The organism is Aureimonas sp. CAS (assembly GCF_059838215.1).
Genome location: NZ_CM187563.1, coordinates 2,252,647 through 2,271,797, shown reverse-complemented (window position 1 = coordinate 2,271,797; position 19,151 = coordinate 2,252,647). Strand labels below are relative to the sequence as shown.

18 protein-coding genes are annotated in these 19,151 nt (G+C 68.1%); 9 read left to right on the top strand and 9 right to left on the bottom strand.

Going from position 1 to position 19,151, the window contains the following annotated elements; genetic code table 11:
• The first annotated feature begins 31 nt into the window (after positions 1 to 31).
• The 6 genes from fabG (at position 32) to gmk (ending at position 5,404) form a co-directional block, all read left to right on the top strand.
• The gene (gene fabG, locus AC6R2M_RS10990) at positions 32 to 769 is read left to right on the top strand and encodes a 3-oxoacyl-[acyl-carrier-protein] reductase (protein ID WP_500482058.1); all 738 of its coding nucleotides are present in this window, start codon (positions 32 to 34) and stop codon (positions 767 to 769) included.
• Between the two features lie 167 nt (positions 770 to 936).
• Positions 937 to 1,173 carry an acyl carrier protein gene (locus tag AC6R2M_RS10985; RefSeq protein ID WP_500482056.1) on the top strand — a complete coding sequence of 79 codons (237 nt, stop codon included), beginning with the start codon at positions 937 to 939 and terminating at the stop codon, positions 1,171 to 1,173.
• A gap of 43 nt (positions 1,174 to 1,216) precedes the next feature.
• Positions 1,217 to 2,482, top strand: coding sequence for a beta-ketoacyl-ACP synthase II (gene fabF / locus AC6R2M_RS10980; RefSeq protein WP_500482054.1), 1,266 nt, complete (start codon positions 1,217 to 1,219; stop codon positions 2,480 to 2,482).
• A gap of 201 nt (positions 2,483 to 2,683) precedes the next feature.
• A complete protein-coding gene (gene mltG, locus AC6R2M_RS10975; RefSeq protein WP_500487568.1) occupies positions 2,684 to 3,808 on the top strand; it encodes an endolytic transglycosylase MltG in 1,125 nt (374 codons plus the stop codon).
• Positions 3,809 to 3,845: 37 nt separating this feature from the next.
• On the top strand, positions 3,846 to 4,733 hold the full coding sequence (locus tag AC6R2M_RS10970; protein ID WP_500482052.1) for a YicC/YloC family endoribonuclease: 888 nt from the start codon (positions 3,846 to 3,848) through the stop codon (positions 4,731 to 4,733).
• A complete protein-coding gene (gene gmk, locus AC6R2M_RS10965; protein WP_500482050.1) occupies positions 4,730 to 5,404 on the top strand; it encodes a guanylate kinase in 675 nt (224 codons plus the stop codon). Before AC6R2M_RS10970 ends, gmk begins: the two co-directional genes overlap by 4 nt.
• A gap of 8 nt (positions 5,405 to 5,412) precedes the next feature.
• On the opposite strand, the gene rsmA is transcribed toward gmk, so the two are convergent.
• From rsmA to AC6R2M_RS10935, 6 genes are all read right to left on the bottom strand, one after another.
• Entirely contained in the window at positions 5,413 to 6,237 is an 825-nt protein-coding gene (rsmA, locus tag AC6R2M_RS10960) for a 16S rRNA (adenine(1518)-N(6)/adenine(1519)-N(6))-dimethyltransferase RsmA (protein WP_500482048.1), read from the bottom strand.
• The gene (gene pdxA / locus AC6R2M_RS10955; RefSeq protein ID WP_500482046.1) at positions 6,234 to 7,280 is read right to left on the bottom strand and encodes a 4-hydroxythreonine-4-phosphate dehydrogenase PdxA; all 1,047 of its coding nucleotides are present in this window, start codon (positions 7,278 to 7,280) and stop codon (positions 6,234 to 6,236) included. The genes rsmA and pdxA overlap by 4 nt, the downstream gene beginning before the upstream one ends.
• On the bottom strand, positions 7,277 to 8,206 hold the full coding sequence (locus AC6R2M_RS10950) for a SurA N-terminal domain-containing protein (protein ID WP_500482044.1): 930 nt from the start codon (positions 8,204 to 8,206) through the stop codon (positions 7,277 to 7,279). Before AC6R2M_RS10950 ends, pdxA begins: the two co-directional genes overlap by 4 nt.
• Before the next feature lie 109 nt (positions 8,207 to 8,315).
• Complete coding sequence (locus tag AC6R2M_RS10945) at positions 8,316 to 10,664, bottom strand: LPS-assembly protein LptD (protein WP_500482042.1); 2,349 nt, start codon at positions 10,662 to 10,664, stop codon at positions 8,316 to 8,318.
• A gap of 121 nt (positions 10,665 to 10,785) precedes the next feature.
• Positions 10,786 to 11,862 carry an LPS export ABC transporter permease LptG gene (gene lptG, locus AC6R2M_RS10940; protein WP_500482040.1) on the bottom strand — a complete coding sequence of 359 codons (1,077 nt, stop codon included), beginning with the start codon at positions 11,860 to 11,862 and terminating at the stop codon, positions 10,786 to 10,788.
• Complete coding sequence (locus AC6R2M_RS10935) at positions 11,862 to 13,055, bottom strand: LptF/LptG family permease (protein ID WP_500482038.1); 1,194 nt, start codon at positions 13,053 to 13,055, stop codon at positions 11,862 to 11,864. The genes lptG and AC6R2M_RS10935 overlap by 1 nt, the downstream gene beginning before the upstream one ends.
• A 216-nt stretch (positions 13,056 to 13,271) precedes the next feature.
• On the opposite strand from AC6R2M_RS10935, the gene AC6R2M_RS10930 reads away from it, so the two are divergent.
• Both AC6R2M_RS10930 and AC6R2M_RS10925 read left to right on the top strand, forming a co-directional pair.
• Positions 13,272 to 14,771 carry a leucyl aminopeptidase gene (locus AC6R2M_RS10930; RefSeq protein ID WP_500482036.1) on the top strand — a complete coding sequence of 500 codons (1,500 nt, stop codon included), beginning with the start codon at positions 13,272 to 13,274 and terminating at the stop codon, positions 14,769 to 14,771.
• 7 nt (positions 14,772 to 14,778) lie between these two features.
• Positions 14,779 to 15,231 carry a DNA polymerase III subunit chi gene (locus tag AC6R2M_RS10925; protein WP_500482034.1) on the top strand — a complete coding sequence of 151 codons (453 nt, stop codon included), beginning with the start codon at positions 14,779 to 14,781 and terminating at the stop codon, positions 15,229 to 15,231.
• Between the two features lie 7 nt (positions 15,232 to 15,238).
• Here the strand turns inward: AC6R2M_RS10925 and AC6R2M_RS10920 are convergent, their stop codons facing one another.
• The gene (locus AC6R2M_RS10920) at positions 15,239 to 15,604 is read right to left on the bottom strand and encodes a winged helix-turn-helix transcriptional regulator (RefSeq protein WP_500482032.1); all 366 of its coding nucleotides are present in this window, start codon (positions 15,602 to 15,604) and stop codon (positions 15,239 to 15,241) included.
• 101 nt (positions 15,605 to 15,705) lie between these two features.
• Here AC6R2M_RS10920 and AC6R2M_RS10915 point away from each other — a divergent pair, with 101 nt between their 5' ends.
• Positions 15,706 to 16,314, top strand: coding sequence for an NAD(P)-dependent oxidoreductase (locus AC6R2M_RS10915; RefSeq protein ID WP_500482030.1), 609 nt, complete (start codon positions 15,706 to 15,708; stop codon positions 16,312 to 16,314).
• A gap of 42 nt (positions 16,315 to 16,356) precedes the next feature.
• Here the strand turns inward: AC6R2M_RS10915 and AC6R2M_RS10910 are convergent, their stop codons facing one another.
• Both AC6R2M_RS10910 and AC6R2M_RS10905 read right to left on the bottom strand, forming a co-directional pair.
• Positions 16,357 to 16,974, bottom strand: a complete 618-nt coding sequence (locus AC6R2M_RS10910) for a hypothetical protein (protein ID WP_500482028.1) — start codon at positions 16,972 to 16,974, stop codon at positions 16,357 to 16,359.
• 172 nt (positions 16,975 to 17,146) lie between these two features.
• Positions 17,147 to 19,045 (bottom strand): ABC-F family ATP-binding cassette domain-containing protein, encoded by a 1,899-nt coding sequence (locus tag AC6R2M_RS10905; protein ID WP_500482026.1) that lies wholly within the window; start codon positions 19,043 to 19,045, stop codon positions 17,147 to 17,149.
• Positions 19,046 to 19,151 lie beyond the last annotated feature (106 nt).

The window sequence follows — 19,151 nt, the reverse complement described above, 5'->3', positions numbered from 1 at the left end:
GCCGCTCACCGCTCACAAGGAGACGATTTCCATGTTCGACCTGACCGGCCGCAAGGCCCTCGTCACCGGCGCGTCCGGCGGCCTCGGCGAGGCGATCGCCCGCTCGCTGCATGCGGCCGGAGCGACCGTCGGCCTGCACGGCACGCGCCGCGAGAAGCTGGAGGCGCTGGCCTCCGATCTCGGCGAGCGCACCGTCGTCCTTCCCGCCGACCTCTCCTCGCGCGACGACCAGAAGGCGCTGGCCGAGACGGCCGAGAAGGAGCTCGACGGCGTCGACATCCTCGTCAACAACGCCGGCATCACGCGCGACAGCCTCTTCGTGCGCATGTCCGACGACGACTGGGACAAGGTGCTGGAGGTGAACCTCACCGCCACCTTCCGCCTGACGCGCGGGCTGACCCACGCGATGATGCGCCGCCGCTACGGGCGCATCATCAACATCACCTCGGTGGTGGCGGTGACGGGCAATCCGGGGCAGGCGAACTATTGCGCGGCCAAGGCCGGCCTCATCGGCTTCTCCAAGTCGCTCGCCCAGGAAATCGCCTCGCGCAACGTGACGGTGAACTGCGTGGCGCCCGGCTTCATCTCCTCGGCCATGACCGACAAGCTGAACGAGAAGCAGCGCGACGCGATCATGGGGGCGATTCCCATGAAGCGCATGGGCGAGGGCGCGGACATCGCCGCGGCCACCCTGTTCCTCGCCAGCGCCGAGGCCGGCTACGTCACCGGCCAGACGATTCACGTCAACGGCGGCATGGCGATGATCTGACGCGGGTTCCCGCGCCCTGACGAACGCTCGGCGGAACAAACACTTCCGGGCCGGTGTTCCCACGCGACATCGCGCGGGTGCAGTCCGGTCCGGCCGCTCCGCCTTGATTAACCGACGCACGGCGTCTAACGAGGCTTTCGGAAGCCATCTCAACGTAAGGACTGAACATGAGCGACATCGCCGAACGGGTGAAGAAGATCGTCGTCGAACATCTGGGCGTCGAGCAGGAGAAGGTGACGGAAAACGCCAGCTTCATCGACGACCTGGGCGCCGACAGTCTCGACACCGTCGAGCTGGTGATGGCCTTCGAGGAAGAGTTCGGGGTCGAGATTCCGGACGATGCGGCCGAGACGATCCTGACCGTCGGCGACGCGGTCAAGTTCATCGAGAAGAACCAGTCCTGACGCTTCTGGTTCGGGTCGGTGCTCTGAGGCGAAGGACAGCGGCATGAGACGAGTCGTGATCACCGGCGTCGGGATGGTCAGCCCTCTCGGCTCCTCCGCCGACGTCACCTGGAGCCGGCTTCTGGCCGGCCGGAGCGCGATCCGGCCCATCGAGGGCTTCGAGGTCGGGGATCTTCCCTGCCGCATCGGCGGGCAGATCCCCCGCGGGGACGGTTCCGACGGGACCTTCAACCCCGACCTTTGGATGGAGCCGAAGGAGCAGCGCAAGGTCGACGATTTCATCGTCTACGCCGTCGCTGCGGCCGCCGAGGCTCTCGACGATGCCGACTGGCATCCCGAGAGCTACGAGGACCAGTGCGCCTCCGGCGTGCTGATCGGCTCCGGCATCGGCGGGCTCCAGTCCATCGAGGCGACCTCGCTTCTGATGGCGGAGAAGGGCCCCCGGCGCATCAGCCCCTTCTTCATTCCCGGCAGCCTGATCAACCTGGCCTCCGGCCATGTCTCGATCCGTCACAAGCTCAAGGGCCCCAACCACTCCGTCGTCACCGCGTGCTCCACCGGAGCTCACGCCATCGGCGACGCGATGCGGCTGATCGCCCTCGGCGATGCCGACGTGATGGTGGCGGGCGGTGCCGAATCGCCGGTCTGCCGCCTGGCTGTGGCCGGCTTCTCGGCCTGCCGCGCCCTGTCGACGAAGTACAACGACACTCCGGAGAAGGCCTCGCGGCCCTACGACCGGGGACGTGACGGCTTCGTCATGGGCGAGGGCGCCGGCGTGGTCGTGCTCGAAGAGTACGAGCATGCCAAGGCGCGCGGAGCCCGGATCTACGCCGAGATCATCGGCTACGGTCTGTCGGGCGACGCGCACCACATCACCGCCCCGGCCGAGGACGGCGACGGCGCCTATCGCTGCATGCGCGCCGCGCTGAAGCGGGCGGGCATCGACGCCTCCGAGATCGACTACGTCAACGCGCACGGCACTTCGACGCCGCTGGGCGACGAGATCGAGCTGAGGGCCATCGAACGGCTGATCGGGGAGGGCACGGAGCGCGTCTCCATGTCCTCGACGAAGTCCGCCATCGGCCATCTGCTCGGCGCGGCGGGCGCGGTGGAGGCCATCTTCTCGGCCCTCGCCATCCGCGACAACGTCGCGCCGCCGACGCTCAACCTCGACGACCCGTCCGTCGAGACGAAGATCGACCTCGTGCCGCATGTGAAGCGCGAGAAGCAGATCGACGTCGCCCTGTCGAACTCCTTCGGCTTCGGCGGCACGAACGCCTCGCTCGTGCTTCGGCGCGTCGCGGGCTGAACATCTCGTCTTACGGGCGGTCGTCCCATCCGGGGCCGGCCGCCCGAAGACCTCGATCCGGACATCCCTGCCTTCGTCGACGCGCGGCCTTCTGCCCGTGCGAACGCTCCCGTTCGCGCCTCGGCATCCCGCCTTTCGCCACAAAGCTTTGGTGGTTCGGCGCCTTGCGTTGATTTGTAGTTCGAGGGGATCGCGACATTGGTGCACGGGACGAACGCCACGGAGCCTCGGCGGGGGTTTTTCTCGCGTAAGCCGAAGGACAAGCGCCGCTCGCGCGGCTCGCGCAACTCGCTCGTCATCTTTCTCAACTTCTGTTTCTCGATCGCGCTGATCGCGGTCGTTCTCGGCGGCGCCGTCCTGTACTGGGGCGTCAGCCAGTTCGAATCGCCGGGGCCGCTCCAGCAGGAGGCGACCTTCATGGTGCCGCGCGGGGGCGGGCTTCAGAGCATCTCCGCCGGCCTCGAGCGCGAAGGCATCATCGACAATGCCGAGATCTTCCAGGCCGGCGTGCGGCTGGCGGGCGCGGGCGGCGAGCTGAAGGCCGGCGAGTACGCGTTCGAACGCGGCGTCTCCATGCGCGAGGTGATGGACGCGCTGCGCGAGGGCCGTTCGATCCAGCACGCCATCTCCGTTCCCGAAGGATGGACCGTCGATCAGGTCTGGGCCCGCCTGGAGGCCAACGAGACGCTGGTCGGCGACATGCCGGAGAAGCCCGAGGAGGGCTCGCTCCTGCCGGACACCTACGTGTTCACGCGGGGCGAGAGCCGCGCCGACGTCGTCGAGCGCATGCGCCGCGCGCAGGCCGAACTGGTCGAGGAGATCTGGGCGAGCCGCGTCGACGGCCTGCCGATCGACACGATCGAGGAGTTCGTGACCCTCGCCTCCATCGTGGAGCGCGAGACCGGGGTCGCCGAGGAGCGCCCGCATGTGGCCTCCGTCTTCATCAACCGGCTGAACCAGGGAATGCGGCTCCAGTCGGACCCGACCTTCATCTACGGCATCTGGGGCGGTGCGGGTAAGCCGCCGGGCGAGCCTCTGCGGCGCAGCCACATCGATTCGGACACGCCCTACAACACCTACCGGATCAACGGCCTGCCGCCGGGCCCGATCGCCAATCCGGGGCGCGCCGCGCTGGAGGCGGTGGCCAACCCGCTGGAGGCCGACGACCTCTACTTCGTCGCCGACGGAACGGGTGGCCACGCCTTCGCGCGGACGCTCGACGAGCACAATGCGAATGTGCGAGCCTATCGCCGCCTGATGGCCGAGCGCGCGGCCTCGCCCGCCGCCGAGGCCGAGGCCGAAGAGGACGCGACGCTCGTCGAGTAGCGCCCGGCCTCGGGGACGCAAGAAGGGAACGCGGCCGATGCCTGTCGCCAGCATGACGGGCTTTGCCCGCGTCGAGAGAGCCGTTCCGGGCGCGCGCCTCGTCTGGGAGCTGCGCTCGGTGAACGGGAAGACGCTGGAGCTTCGCCAGCGCCTGCCGCCGGGGCTGGACTGGCTCGAGCCCGAACTGAAGCGCCGTGCGGCCTCGCGTCTCTCGCGCGGCAACGTCCAGTCGTCGCTGCAGATCGTCCAGGACGTCTCGCCCGCCGCCTTCTCGATCAACCGCGCTCTTCTGGCCGAGATTTGCGCGGTGACGGACGAGCTGGTGCGCGCCGGACATGCCGCGCCTCCGAGCGCCGACGGCCTCCTGTCGCTGCGGGGCGTGATCGAGACTCAGGCGGTCGAGTCGCGCCAGGAGATCGACGAGGGCCTCCGCTCCGCCGCGCTGGAGGCCTTCGAAGACGCGCTCGACGCCCTGATCGCGATGCGGCGCGACGAGGGGGCGACGCTGGCCTCCGCCCTGTCGCGGCGGCTCGATTTGATCGAGGACCTGACCTCGCGCGCCAAATCCGATTCCGCCCGTCGTCCCGAAGTGATCGCCGAGCGGCTGCGCCGGCAGACGCAGGGCCTGCTCGCGTCGGGCGAGGGCGTCGATCCGGCGCGTCTCGCGCAGGAGGCGGCGCTGCTTGCGACCCGCGCCGACATCGACGAGGAGCTCGACCGGCTGGACGCGCATCTTCTCGCCGCCCGTGCGCTGCTCGCGTCCGGCGAAGCGGTGGGGCGCCGCCTGGATTTCCTCGGACAGGAATTCCATCGCGAATCGAACACGATCTGTTCTAAGTCGAATGCAGCCTCGCTGACGGCCATCGGCCTTGAGCTGAAGCTCGTGGTCGACCAGTTCAGGGAACAGGTTCAGAACATCGAATGAGGCCGGTCATCGATACCGAAACATCCCCCGAGATCGCCCGCCGCGGCCTCATGCTCGTCATCTCGTCGCCCTCCGGTGCCGGCAAGTCGACGATCGCGCGCACGCTTCTCGAACTCGACCACCGCTTCTCGCTCTCGGTTTCGGTCACGACGCGCAAGCGCCGCGCCAGCGAGATCGACGGGGTGCACTACCACTTCATCGACCGCGAGGAGTTCGAGCGGCTGCGCTCCAGCGACGCGCTGCTCGAATGGGCGGAGGTGCACGGCAATCTCTACGGCACCCCGCGCGCGGCGGCCGAGAAGGCCATGCGCGAGGGGCGGGACATGCTCTTCGACATCGATTGGCAGGGCGCGCGCCAGCTCCAGGAGCAGGCGAAGTCGGACATCGTCTCGATCTTCATCCTGCCGCCCTCGATGGAGGAACTGGCCGCACGGCTGATGCGCCGGGCCGAGGATTCGGGCGAGACGATCGCCACGCGCCTGCGCAATGCGAGCGTCGAGATCGAGCGCTGGCGGGACTACGAGTACGTCGTGGTCAACGACGACCTCGACAAGACCTTCTCCTCGGTCCTGTCGATCGTGAACGCCGAGCGGCTTCGCCGCGACCGGCGGCCGGGCCTGTTCGATTTCACCGCCAAGCTTCTGGAGGAAGCCGAGCGCAACGCCGGCTGACCGTCTTCCTACCGGAGTTCGTTCGCGAGGCGGACGAACTCCTCGACGCTCAGCGTCTCCGCCCGGCGCGTCGGGTCGATCCCGGCCCGCGCCAGAAGCGTCTCTCCGCCGATCGCCTTCACGCTCTGGCGCAGCATCTTCCGCCGCTGGCCGAAGGCATGCGACGTCACCTTCTCCAGCGCGTCGAGCGAGGCGGGAAGCGGCTCGGCGCGCGGGGTGAGCCGCACGATGGCCGACGTCACCTTCGGCGGCGGCGTGAAGGCCTGCGGCGAGACCTCGAACAGGATCTCCACCCGTGTGCGCCAGCCGCACAGGACACCCAGCCGCCCGTAATGATCGTCGCCCTCTCGGGCCACGATCCGTTCGGCGACCTCCTTCTGGAACATCAGCACCAGTTCGGTCCATTGCGGCGGCCAGATCGGCGCGGTCACGAGATTCAGGAGGATCTGCGTGCCGACATTGTAGGGCAGGTTCGCAACCACGCGGAACGCTCCGCCTGCCAGATCCGCCAGATCGACCGTCAGGGCGTCGCCCTCGACGACCGTCAGCTGTCCCGGGCACCGTTCGGCGACGGCCTGTAGCGCCGGCAGGCAGCGCGGGTCCTTCTCGACCGCGATGACGCGCGAGGCGCCGTGGGCGAGAAGCGCGCGGGTGAGGCCCCCCGGTCCCGGTCCGACCTCGACGACCGGCAGCCCGTCCTTCAGATCGGCCTGACGCGCGATCCGGCCGGTCAGATTGAGGTCGAGAAGGAAGTTCTGGCCGAGCGCCTTGCGGGGCTCCAGGCCGTGGGCGGCCAGAACCTCGCGAAGCGGCGGCAGATCGTTCAGGCTCACGCGGATCGTAACTCTTCGAGCGGGGCGGTCGGCGCCATCCGGGCTGCGAGGCGCATCGCCGAGGCGAAGCTGTCGGGCCGGGCGCGGCCGGTTCCGGCGATGTCGGCCGCCGTGCCGTGGTCGGGCGAGGTGCGGATCAGCGGCAGACCGAGGGTGACGTTCACCGTCTCGTCGAAGGCGAGCGTCTTGGCCGGGATCAGCGCCTGATCGTGATACATGCAGAGCGCGACGTCGTAGGTCCGGCGGGCCTGCGCGTGGAACATCGTGTCGGCGGGAAGCGGCCCGACCGCGTCGATGCCCTCCGCGGCGAGACGCGCGACGGCCGGCTGGATCGTCTCGCGATCCTCCAGCCCGATCGCGCCCTTTTCGCCGGCATGGGGGTTCAGGCCGGAGACGGCCAGACGCGGAGCCTCGAGACCGAAGCGCGAGTGCAGGTCGCGAGCGACGATGCGCGCGGTCTCCACGATCAGCTCTTCGGTCAGGAGCGCCGGCACGTCGCGCAGCGGAACGTGGATCGTCACTGGCACGCAGGAGAGGTCCGGGCCGGTGAGAAGCATGACGGGCGTGAAGGGGCGTTCGAGAATCTGCGCGCAGAGATCGGCCAGATACTCCGTATGGCCAGGGTGGGCGAACCCCGCGTCGTAGAGCGCCTTCTTGTCGATCGGGCCGGTCACGATCGCATGGGCTTCGCCGTCCAGCGTCAGGCGGACCGCGCGGTCGATCGCCTCGATCGTGCCGAAGGCGTTGGCCGGATCGATCTCGCCCGGCGTTTCCACATGCGGGTTCAGAAGCGGGAGAACGGGGAGGGCGCGGGAAAAGACGTCCGCCGTCTCTCCCGGCGCTCCGATCGTCGCGATCTCGACGGAGAGGCCGATGCGCTCGGCCCTCGCCGCGAGCATGGCCGGATCGGCGATGGCGAAGAAGTTCGGAAGGCCGAGCGCGTCCCGGTTCCCGTGGAGCGACAGGAGGATGTCCGGCCCGACGCCGGACGGCTCGCCGACCGTGACGGCCAGCGGGGCGCGAGAGGTCCCGGCGTCGCTCATCGGCGGATGATGGTCGCCTTGTCCTTGAGCTCCTTCAGCAGCGCGACGTCAGGCTCGCTCTGCTGGTTCATCTGCTCGAATTCGCGGGCCTGGAAGACGAGCGAGGCGGCGCGGTCGTCGGAGATGACGCGCTGGTCGCAGACGGCAATGAACTCGACGCCGCGCTCGGTCTCCTGCGCGCGGGTGACGCCGCGGCTGTGCATGTTCGTGATGTCGGCGCGCCATTGCTGCGGCAATTCGGGCTGAGCAACGCGGCCGAGTTCGCGCACCGTCACGTCCCGCAGTCCCTGCGCGAAGCGGTAGGTCTCGGGGCAGGTGGTGAAACGCTGGCGCATGGCGTTCGCCTCCTGCATGCGCCTGCCCATCGCGCTGCCGCGCTCGGCGGCGGGCACGACGAAGACGACCTGCTGCAGCGTGTACTCGGTGGTCGAAGGCTTCTGACCGCCCTGCTGGAGCATGCGCTGGACGACGTCCTGCTCGCTCAGCATCTCGGTCTGGCGCATGTTGGCCTGAACCGCCTGCGCCCAGCCCATCTGCGTGCGCACATATTCGCGGAAGCCGTCGGTGGAGAAGCCGACCTGACCGAAGACCTGCGCGAGCTGGTCCATCGTCAGATTGTTGCCCTGCGCGAAGTTCCGGACGTAGGCGTCGACCATCTCGTCGGGAATGCTGATCCCGCGGCGCCGGATCTCCTGGCGCTTCAGCATCTCGTCGATGAGTTCGTTCGTCGCCGCCTCGTTCGAGGCGGTTTCGCGGCGCAGGCGCAGGAAGGCCGCGCGCTGCTGGATCTGGTAGCTGGTGATGGCCTCGCGGTTGACCACCGCGCGGACCTCCGACTGCTGGGCGACCGCCGGCTGCGAAACGGCCAGCGTTCCCGTGAGAGCGGACACCGCCACGGTCAACGTGAGGGCGGTCCGTCGAAGCATGCGTCCTGCCTTCATCTGCGCGTCAGTCTCCGTCCGTGCTGCCGATCCCGTACCGGCTTAACCTCGCGCCAGTGTTGCGTCGAGCCTTTGGCGAAACGATGGTCGCGCCTCAGAAACGGCTGGAGACGGTCGGCAGGTCCTCGCCGCCGACGTCGAAGCCGAACTCCGTCTCGACCAGCGTGCGCAGCGACAGGCGGAAGAACACCTGACTTTCGGCGGACTGGATCTGATAGCGGTCGCTCGTGCTGCGATACTCCGCGAGCAGGGTGAAGCATTCGTCCGCATAGCCGACGCCGAAGGAGCGGGCGATGACGGAGGAGTTCTCGATGTCGTAGCTCAGCGAGCCGAAGGTCGAGACCTCGTCGGTCAGCTTCAGCCGGCCGCTGACGGTCGCCTGCTGGCGGTCCTCGGCGAAGCCGTAGGTCGGCTGCGAGGCGATCTGGGAATAGGTCAGTGCGGTCTGCAGCCGCCCGAAGTCCACCGAGCTGGAGAGGTCGGCGCGCTCCATGGACAGATCGTCCTTGTCGAAGCGCCCTTGCGCGGCCAGCGTGACGCCCGCCGGAATGGTCAGCGCCACCGAGGCGACATAGTCGGACCGGTCGGTCTCCAGACCCGAATCGTAGCCGACGAGGGCGAGATCGTCCTGCGCGAACGGGTTGTCGCCGGCCAGGTGGTAGGACTGGCCGACAACGGCGTCGAGCGTGTAGCCGGCGCCGAAGGAGCCGGCGTATTTTAGGCCGACATTGGCGCGGGTGCCGCCCTCGATCCGGTCGTAGCCGGAGAACTTGTCGCGGCTGAAGAGGTTGGCCGTGCTGAAGACCAGGCTCTGCGCGTCCTCGTTGGGCAGAACGCCCGCCCGCGCCTCGTCCGGGCGAACCAGGAGCTGCGCGATCGGTTCGATCACGTGGCTCGTGCGCTCGGTCTCGATCAGCCACGGATAGCGGGCCTCGAGACCGGCCGTCGCCATGCCGCGCGCGCCGGTCTCGTCGACGGAAAGGCCGCCGATCGTGTTCGTCCGCGAGATCGCGTAGCCGGGCGTCTGCATGTCGGCGCGGAACACGTCGCCGCGCGCGGCGAGGAGCGGCGTCAGGACCAGACCGGAATCGGTGACGACGTCGGTGCGCCAGACGGCCTCGGTGGTGGCCCTCGTGTAGTCGCCCTCGAGGCCGCGGTAGCGGAACTGGTCGGTCCGATAACGTTCGGTAGGGGCTCCCAGGCAACGGCCGTTGTCGATGAAGCCGCTTTCGCAGATCAGGAGATCGGCGGCCGAGGTTTCCTCCCGGCGGATGTTGGTGACGTTGACGTTCAGCTCGACCTCGCCGCCGAGAACGCCTTCCTCGATCCGCTGATAGTCCAGCGACGGGAGAACGTAAGGCTGCACCTCCTCGATGGAGGTGTTGCGCGACTGGACGTCGAACTTCTGCGCCCTCAGGTCGAAGAAGGAGCGATCGCCGAGCCCGGTCAGGTAGATCTCCGAAGCCCGGTAGACGTCGGAGAAGTTCCGGATGCCGTAGACGTTGGAGAAGTTCGGGTCCGTCTGGAAGAGCGCGTCCCAGCCGACCGTCCAGTTCTGGTTGATCGCGAAGCGGCCGGTGGTGCCGACCATGCCGCGGTTCTCCGACGGCACGTTGGGAACGCGGTTGACGCCCACGATGCGGAAATCGTCGAAGGCTTCCGGCTCGTTCTGCGAGATGCCGGCCGCCTGCAGCGTGAAATAGCCGCTTTCGAAGGCCTGCCGGTACTCGGCGTCCGCCAGGAAGCCCTGGCGCGCGTAATAGGTGCCGCCGACGGTGAGGTCCTTGTCGTCGTCGATCGCCCAGAAATAGGGGATGCGGACGCCGAACCCGGTCTTGTCGGAGGAGTTGAACTCGGGCGCGAGGAAGCCGCTCTGACGCTCCGCCGAGGAATCGGGCGAGGCGAAATAGGGGAGGTAGGCGATCGGCGTGCCGAAGAGCTCGAAGCGCGCGCCGTAGTAGCGGACGACCTCGTTCTCCTGGTCCCAGACGATCCGCCGGGCCGTCACCTGCCACAGCGGCGGACGGTCGGGGTTCTCCGCGCAGGCCTCGCAGGCGGTGTAGACGCCGCGCTCGAAGGTCGTGGTCGTGCCGTCGCGCCGCACCGCCTGCTGGGCGGCGAATCGCGTGTTCTCGGGGGTTTCGATCCGCAGGGCCTCGACGAAGCCGTTGGCGAAGTCGTCGGTGATGTCGACGGCATCCGCATAGATGCGGTTGCCCGTCGGCTCGATCAGCTCGACGTCGCCCGCGGCGACCAGCCGCTGCGTCGCCTGATCGTAGACGAGGTTGCGGGCGACGAGCTGGTAGTCGCCGTAGTCGATCTGGACGCCGCCCGACGCGGTGACGCGCGCGCCCTCGCGGTCATAGGAGACGGTGTCCGCTTCCAGGAAGAGCTGCGTGCCTTCCGGCACGGCGACGCTGCCGCCGAGATCGCTCAGCGTCACCTGCGCGTGTCCCGAACCGAGCGGCAGAATCGCACACAATGCGACGCCGCCCGCCAGAGCGAGCCTCAGCAGCGACCGGACCCCCGGCTTGCCACGGCGCGAGTTCCCCCTCGGCCCCATGCTATCCATCCTCTTGGTGCAGCAGGATCGTCGTCCCGAACAAGCCTGCCGCCACGACCGGGAACCAGGCCGCCAGAACGGCCGGCACCACGGCATTCGCTCCCAGCGTCTGCGCCAGGAAGGTCACGACGTAGAGCATGAAACCGGCCGCGATGCCACCGACGATCGTCGGCGCGGACTGACCGATGCGTGAATATCGCACCGCGACCGTGGCGGCGACGAGCGTCATGACCGCGAACAGGGCCGGCATGGCGATGAGCGTGTTCAGCCGCATGGCGAAGGCGCTGGCATTGTAGCCGAGGCTGCGCGCGGCCTCGATCTTGAACGGCAGCTCCCACACCGACACGGCCATCGGGTTCTCCAGGCGCTGCTCGATGTATTCGGGCCGAAGCTCGGTCGGAATCTCCATGCTTTCGCGCCGGTCCGGCGGATAGCCGATCCGGGTCACGACCGGGCGCTCCAGCTGCCAGCGCCCATCGCCGAGGCTGGCGCGCGGCGCGTCGATGCGCTCGCGCACCCCGCCATCGTCGTCGAGGATGATCACCGTGACGCCGGCCAGCTCCGTCCCGCCGCGGGCGACGGCGCGCGCGCCGATCATCGAATGCGTGCCGTCGCCTTCCTGGCGCAGCCATGCGGGACGATCGGGCGAATCCTCCGCCCTCTCGCCCGCGATCAGAGTCTGAAGCGCCTGCGACTGGGCCTGCGCCGCCGCCGCGAGCGGATTGTACAGCGCGACGACCAGAATGCCGACGCCGAACGAGCCGAGGAGGAACGGGGCCGACATCTGCCAGATGGACACCCCGGCGGCACGGGCGACGACGAGTTCCATCCGCCGGTTCAGCGACACGAAGGCGAAGATGGAGGCGAAGAGCACGACGAAGGGGAAGGCCTGCTCGATGAAGGCCGGAACGCGCAGGGCGGAGATCGCCGCGGCCGTCGCGAAGGAGATGTCCGCGAAACGCCCGCGCCGGCTGAGCTCCACCATGTCGATGAGGAAGGTGAGCGCGAAGAGCGGCAGCAGCGTCGCGCCGAAGCAGAACAGGAACCGGCGCAGGAAATAGAGCTGGAGCGTGCGCATCAGGCCGCGCCCCCTTCGACCGCGCGGGGCTGACCGCCCACGCGGCGGCGAAGCCTCTCGGAGACATCCGACACGAAGCCGGCGATCCAGCGGACCAGCGGCATCTCGATGACGTTGTATTGCGTGGCGTAGAGCGTGGCGCTGATGGCGAAGGACGCGGCCGGAACGGCATAGACCAGATAGACGAAGCGTGTGTCGGCTTCGATCAGGGAAAGGGAGACGAAGCCGAGCGCGCGAAGCACGAGCGCTCCGCCGAGCGCGATCAGCATGGTCGGCCCGGCGCCCTGGCGGTTGGTGCGGGCATGGCCCGCCACGACGACGGCCCAGAAGGCGAAGGCGATCGGGTAGAGCCAGTCGGTCCGCCGCGTCGCGATCTCCTCCACGTAGCGCTCCGGCCTCGACTGGAGCATCGGGTCGCTCGGGTTCGGGCGCAGGAGCTCGGCGGTGGAGCGCTCGGACATGCGCACCCAGTCGTTTCCGGAGACCGGTCGCAGCGTCGAGAGATCGATCGCGTTGGTCTGGAATTCGATGATCGAGACCTCGCCGGTGCCGGTCATCCGGCGATGCAACTGCCCGTCCTGCATGACGAGGAAGGTGCTGCCGAACTGCTCGACGATCTGCGCCTGCTTGGCGAAGTAGTTCAGCTCGTACTGCTCCTCGCGCGTATCGGCCATGAACAGGCCGTCGATGTGCCGGCCGCGCGCGTCCTCCACGGACACGACCACGCCGTCCTGCAGCTCCTCGAAGCTGCCCGGCGTGAGCACGAGGCTGATCGCGTCCGCGTTGATGGTGCGGATGCCGTCCTGGAACGCGGCGGAGGCCTTCGGGCCGACGACCTGCGAGTTGAAGAAGACGAGAAGGGCGCCGAGGACGCCGAGAAGGAGGATCGGATTGGCGATGACGATGCGCGGGGCGCCCGCCGCATCGATGACGGCGCGTTCGGAATCCGCGTTCAGCCCGTTCAGCGCCTGCACCGCTCCGATCAGGATCGCGAAGGGAATGACGCCCGCCGCAAGGTCCGGCATGAGCATCAGGGCGATCCAGAAGAGATTGCCGGCCGCCGAGGCGCTGGTTCGCACGAAGTCGATTCGGCTGAGCACCTGCACGATCCAGACGACCGCGACCAGCGCCGCGAGCGAGCCGAGCGTGTAGCCGATGGCGCGGCGGAAGATGTAGCGTTCCAGAAGCGTCATGGGGCGGTCGGGTCGATCCTCATGCCGTCAGGCCGGCGGGGCGTCTCGCAAGGGACGTCCGATCGCGGACCCCGAGCGGCGTAGAATGCCCGAGCTTGGCTAAAGAAGGGCAAAGGAACAAGGTTAACGGTCTTTGCCCCATGCGTCACCGCTTGCAAAGCGGGCCCGCGTTTCCAAGATAGCGCCGCAGTGCATACCCGCCGACCGGAGCCTTCCATGACCAAGCCGACCGTCACCTTCTCCTCGCTTCAGGAACCGGCGAAGGGCGTGCTCACGCTTCTCGCCGGCGACGGAGGTCGGCTGCCCGCCTCGCTCGACGGTGCGCTCTCCGCGACGGCCACACGTGCCGCCGAGATCGGAAAGTTCAAGGGCAAGAGGCTTGCGACCGTCGAGGCGATCGCGCCCGAAGGCGCCGGACCCGATCGACTGTTGCTCGTCGGTACCCATTCGACCGAGCCGGCCGGCGAGGAGGACTGGCTGAAGATCGGCGGCACCGTGGTCGCCAAGACCGGGGGCGCCGAGGCGGTGACCGTCCGCTGCGAGACCGCGGACGGAGCGCTCGACCCTCAGGACGCGGCGACGATCGCCCTCGGCGCCCTCATGCGCGCCTACAAGTTCGAACGCTACAAGACGAAGAAGGCGAAGGAATCGGATGCCGACGAGAAGCCGGACGTGGCCTCGGCGTTGACCTTCGCCGTCGCCGACCCGGAGGCCGCGAAGAAGGCCTTCGAGCGGCTGAGCGCCGTCGGCGAGGGCGTGGAGCTCGCGCGCGATCTCGTCAACGAACCGGCCAACGTCCTGACGACCGTCGAGTATGCCGCCCGGATCGAGACGTTGCGGGAGACCGGTCTCGAGGTCGAGATTCTCGACGAGACGCAGATGGCCGAGCTGAAGATGAACGCGCTGCTCGGCGTCGCCCAGGGCTCGCCGACGCCGGCGCGTCTGGCCATCATGCGCTGGAACGGCGGCGCGCAGGGCGAAGCGCCCATCGCCTTCGTCGGCAAGGGCGTCGTCTTCGACACCGGCGGCATCTCCATCAAGCCGGCGGCGTCGATGGAGGACATGAAGGGCGACATGGGCGGCTCGGCGGCCGTCGTCGGCCTCATGCGCGCGCTCGCGGGCCGCAAGGCGAAGGTCAACGCGGTCGGCATCGTGGGGCTCGTCGAGAACGCGGTCGACGGCAAGGCGCAGCGGCCGGGCGACATCGTCACCGCCATGTCGGGCAAGACGATCGAGGTCCTGAACACGGACGCCGAGGGCCGGCTCGTCCTGGCCGACGCGCTCTGGTACTGCCAGGACCGCTTCAAGCCGAAGTTCATGGTCAATCTGGCGACGCTCACCGGCGCGATCATCGTCGCGCTCGGCCATCATCACGCCGGCCTCTTCTCCAACAACGACGAACTCGCCGAGCGGCTGACCAAGTCGGGCCTCGCGACCGGCGAGAAGGTCTGGCGCCTGCCGCTCGGGCCGGAATACGCCAAGCAGATCGAGGGCAAGTTCGCCGACATCAAGAACATCGGCAACGGCCGCGCAGCCGGCTCGATCACGGCGGCCGAGTTCCTCCAGCACTTCGTCAACGACGTGCCGTGGGCCCATCTTGACGTGGCGGGCACGGCGATGGGCTCGCCCTCCAACGAGTACAACCAGTCCTGGGGCTCGGGCTTCGGCGTGCGCCTTCTGGAGCGGCTCGTCGCCGACCATTACGAGGCGAAGTGACCGTCCCTTGGCGGAGGTCCTGTTCTATCACCTGACCGAGAGCCGTCTGGAGGAGGCCCTTCCGGATCTTCTCCAGAAGTGCCTAGATCGCGGCTGGCGCGTCGTCGTTCAGTGCGCGAGCGAGGAGCGGCGGGATTCGCTGGACTCCTATCTCTGGACCTATCGGGACGACAGCTTCCTGCCGCACGGCTCGGACGCGGCGGGAAGCGCCGCGCTCCAGCCCATCCTGCTGACGGTGGACGCGGAGACGCGCGAGAACGAGGCGCATGTGCGCTTCATGGTCGACGGTGCGGTGCCCTCGACGCTCGAGCCCTATGTGCGGGGCATCTACCTCTTCGACGGCCACGACCCCGAACAGGTGGCGAGCGCCCGGGGGCGATGGACGGCCGAGAAGGCCGCGGGCCATCAGGTCACGTACTGGCAGCAGCGCGAGGATCGCGGCTGGGCGAAGAAGGCCTGACGGGGCCTCAACCGGGCCGGGCCTCGTCATATCGCTGCTGCGCCGTCAGAACGTCCGTCATGTGGGTCTCCGCCCAGACCCGCAGTCCGTCCACCGTGTGCGCCAGGGTCATGCCGAGCGGCGTGATCGAATATTCCACCGTCACCGGCACGGTGGCGAAGGCGCGGCGATCGACCAGCCCATCCCGCTCCAGCGTCTTCAGCGTCTGCGACAGCATCTTCTGCGACAGCCCGCCGATCTCGCGGCGAAGCTGGTTGAAGCGGCGGGGACCCGCCGCGAGCAGGACGAGAACGAGGACGGTCCATTTGTCCGCCACCCGGTCCAGGACCATGCGGGTCGGGCAATCGGCCGTGTAGGGATTGGGAGCGTGCATCGGTTTCTCCGACGTAACCAGATGACGGCATGGTGCCTTCTTTACAGTAGGGTCACGATATCGCACCTGGTTCCCGTTGGAAACCAGAAGGAGCAGCGTCCATGCGTGTCGCCCTCATCGGAGCCTCCGGCAATGCCGGCTCTCGCATTCTCGCCGAACTCGTGCGTCGCGACCATGACGTGACGGCCATCGTCCGCAACCTCGAACGCGTGCCGACCTCCGAACGGGTCCGGGCGGTCAAGGGCGACGTTCATGACCGCGAAGCGCTCGGCGTCATCTTGCGGGGGCACGACGCAGTCGTGAGCTCGGTTCATTTCGCCGCGAGCGACCCGCATGACCTGATCGAGGCGGTTCGCGCGTCTGGCGTGAAGCGCTATCTCGTCGTCGGCGGCGCCGGCAGCCTGGAGAGCGAGCCGGGCAAGCGGCTCATCGACAGCCCCAGCTTCCCCGAAGCCTACAAGACGGAGGCGAGTGCGGGCGCGGCCTTCCTCGATATCCTGCGGGACGAACGGGAGCTGGACTGGACGTTCCTCTCGCCATCCGCCGAATTCGTTCCGGGCGAGCGGACAGGCCGGTTCCGGCTCGGCGGGGACGCGCTCCTCGTCGGCGAGCACGGAAGCCGCATCTCGTTCGAGGACTTCGCGATCGCGCTGGTGGACGAAATCGAGACGCCCGCCCATTTCCGCCGGCGCTTTACCGTCGGCTATTGAGACGTTCGCGGGCGGGGCTTCCGTCGTCCCGCCCGCGAAGGATCAGCGCACGATGGTGCCGCCGGTTCCGCTTCCGGCGTCCTGCTGCGCGTCAGCCGTCCAGCGGATGGGATTGTAGTAGATCGGGTAGTCGGCCTGCGTGTCCTTGCCGGTCTCATGGCGATAGCTGCCCTGATAGGCCGCCGCTTCGATCGCCCCGTCCTCATGCAGCATGAACATCACGCAGCCTTCGGCGCTCTCGCCGGGGCCGAGCTGGCGCGGAACATCGGCTCGGCATTGGGTGAAGTCCGTCGTCGCGCTGTTCATCGCCAGAGCGGGCGAATGGGTCTGATCACGATCGTCGATCGCGACGAAGGCGCCGATCTGCTGGTTGGCAAGATCCTCGTCGCTGCGATTGGTGTACTCGTAGCGCACGTAGACCGGACGTGCGTTCCGAAGGTCCGCCGGGATATCGAACCCGGCGAGGTCGTCCATCGATCCTTCCTCGATGGCGGTGACGGTGAGTTCGATCGGGACCTGTGGTCCATTCGGCACCAGATGCGGGACGGTGGCGCTCTCGCCGAGCTTCAACTCGGAGCCTGCTTCCTGAAACTCCTGCGCGAAGGCGGCCGGGGCTGCGAACATCGCGGCGGAGACAAGAGTGAGCGTGAACATCTTCATCGGCTGGTTCTCCCATGGCGTCGGGCCGAGCCGACCCTTTCGCCTTTGCCTCACGGCCGTGGCACCCCTCGTCCGAATGGGCGAGTTCGGCCAACGGCTGCGAAACGCTATGGATGGAACAAGGCGAGTTTGGGACACGGATCCGTGATCGATCCGTGTGCTGCGGTGAAGGCTACTCGGCTGCCATCGCCGCTTCGTGCTCCTCGGAGAAGGCGAGCCATTCTCCCTCGGCCTTGGCCAGCGTCTTCTCGGCGTCCGCCTTCTGCTTGGAGAGCTGCGCGGCCTTGGCCGGCTCCTTCGTGTAGAGCGCGGGATCGGCGAGCTTCTCGTCCAGGTCCGCGATCGTCTTCTGCAGCCGCGACATCTGGATCTCGAGCGTCGAGATCTTCGTGCGCAGGGGCTTGAGAGCTTCGCGGCGCTCGGCGGCCTGACGGCGCTGATCGACCTTCGACACCTGCGGTGCAGGAGCCTCGTAGGTCGTGCCCTGATTGCCCGCCCCGGCGCGGGCGCCCGACAGGATCAGCTTCTTGTAGTCGTCGAGGTCGCCATCGTAGCGCGAGACCGTGCCGTCACCGACGATCCAGAGGCGGTCCATCGTCGCCTCGACCATGTGCCGGTCGTGGCTGATGAGGATGACGGCGCCCGAATAGTCGTTCAGGGCGTGGACGAGGCTTTCGCGCGCCTCGATGTCGAGGTGGTTGGTCGGCTCGTCGAGGATCAGGAGGTTCGGCGCGTCGATGGTGGCAAGGCCCATCAGGAGCCGTGCCTTCTCGCCGCCGGACAGATCGTCGGCCTTGGTGTCCATCTTCTGGGTGGCGAGGCCCATCTGCGCCACCTTAGCACGCACCTTGGCCTCCGGCGCGTCCGGCATGAAGCGCCGGACATGCTGCACGGCCGTCTCATCGGGGCGCAGATCGTCGATCTGGTGCTGGGCGAACATGGCGATCTTCAAACCCGGCGCGCGGGTGATCGTGCCCGACTGCTCGGTGAGGCGTTCGGCCAGAAGCTTGGCGAAGGTGGACTTGCCGTTGCCGTTGGCGCCGAGCAGCGCGATGCGGTCGTCCGCGTCGATGCGAAGGTCGAGCCCGCGCAGGATCGAACGGCCGGGCTCGTAGCCGACGGCCACCTTCTCCATGCGGATGATCGGGGAGGCGAGAATCTTCTCCGGCTCGGGAAAGACGAAGGGCGTGACGTGCTCTTCCACGATCGCCTGGAGCGGCTTCATCTTCTCCAGCGCCTTGAGGCGCGACTGTGCCTGCCGGGCCTTGGACGCCTTGGCCCGGAAGCGCTCCACGAACGCCTCCATGTGCTTTCGCGCTGCGTCCTGCTTCACGATCGCCTTCTGCAGGAGCTCCAGCTTCTCGGCCCGCTGGCGTTCGAAGCTGTCGTAGTCGCCCCGGTAGAAGACGAGCTTCCTCTGGTCGAGATGGACGATCGAGGAGACCGCGTTGTTCAGGACGTCGCGGTCGTGGCTGATGAGGAGCACGGTGTAGGGATAGCGGGAGACGAAGTTCTCCAGCCAGAGCGTGCCTTCCAGGTCCAGATAGTTCGTCGGCTCGTCGAGGAGCAGAAGGTCCGGCCGCGAGAAGAGAACGGCGGCCAGCGCGACGCGCATGCGCCAGCCGCCGGAGAAGGAGCCCACCGGCCGCGCCTGCGCCTTGGCGTCGAAGCCGAGGCCGTCGAGGATCGAGGCCGCGCGCGCCTCGGCCGAATGGCTCTCGATGTCGGCGAGCCGCATGTGGATGTCGGAGATGCGCGTCGGATCGCTCGCCGTCTCGGCCTCCGCCAGAAGCGCGACGCGCTCCTCGTCGGCCGCGAGCACGATCTCGAGCAGCGACTGGTCGGTGCCCGGCGCCTCCTGCGCGACCTGGCCGATGCGGGTGTTCTTCGGGAAGGAGACCGATCCGCTCTCGGTGGCGAGCTCCCCGGTGATCGCGCGGAAGAGCGTGGACTTGCCCGCCCCGTTGCGCCCGACGAGGCCCGCCTTCGTCCCCGCCGGGATCGTGAGGCTGGTGTGGTCGATGAGAAGGCGGCCGGCGACGCGCGCGGAAAGGTCGGTGATCTGCAGCATGGCGGGCTTTTGCCATGAAGCGGGGGAAGGGGGAAGCGGATCGTGTTGAGGGATGGAAGTTCGATGTGTATCTAACGACGGACGATACACACTGGAGGCGGCGGCT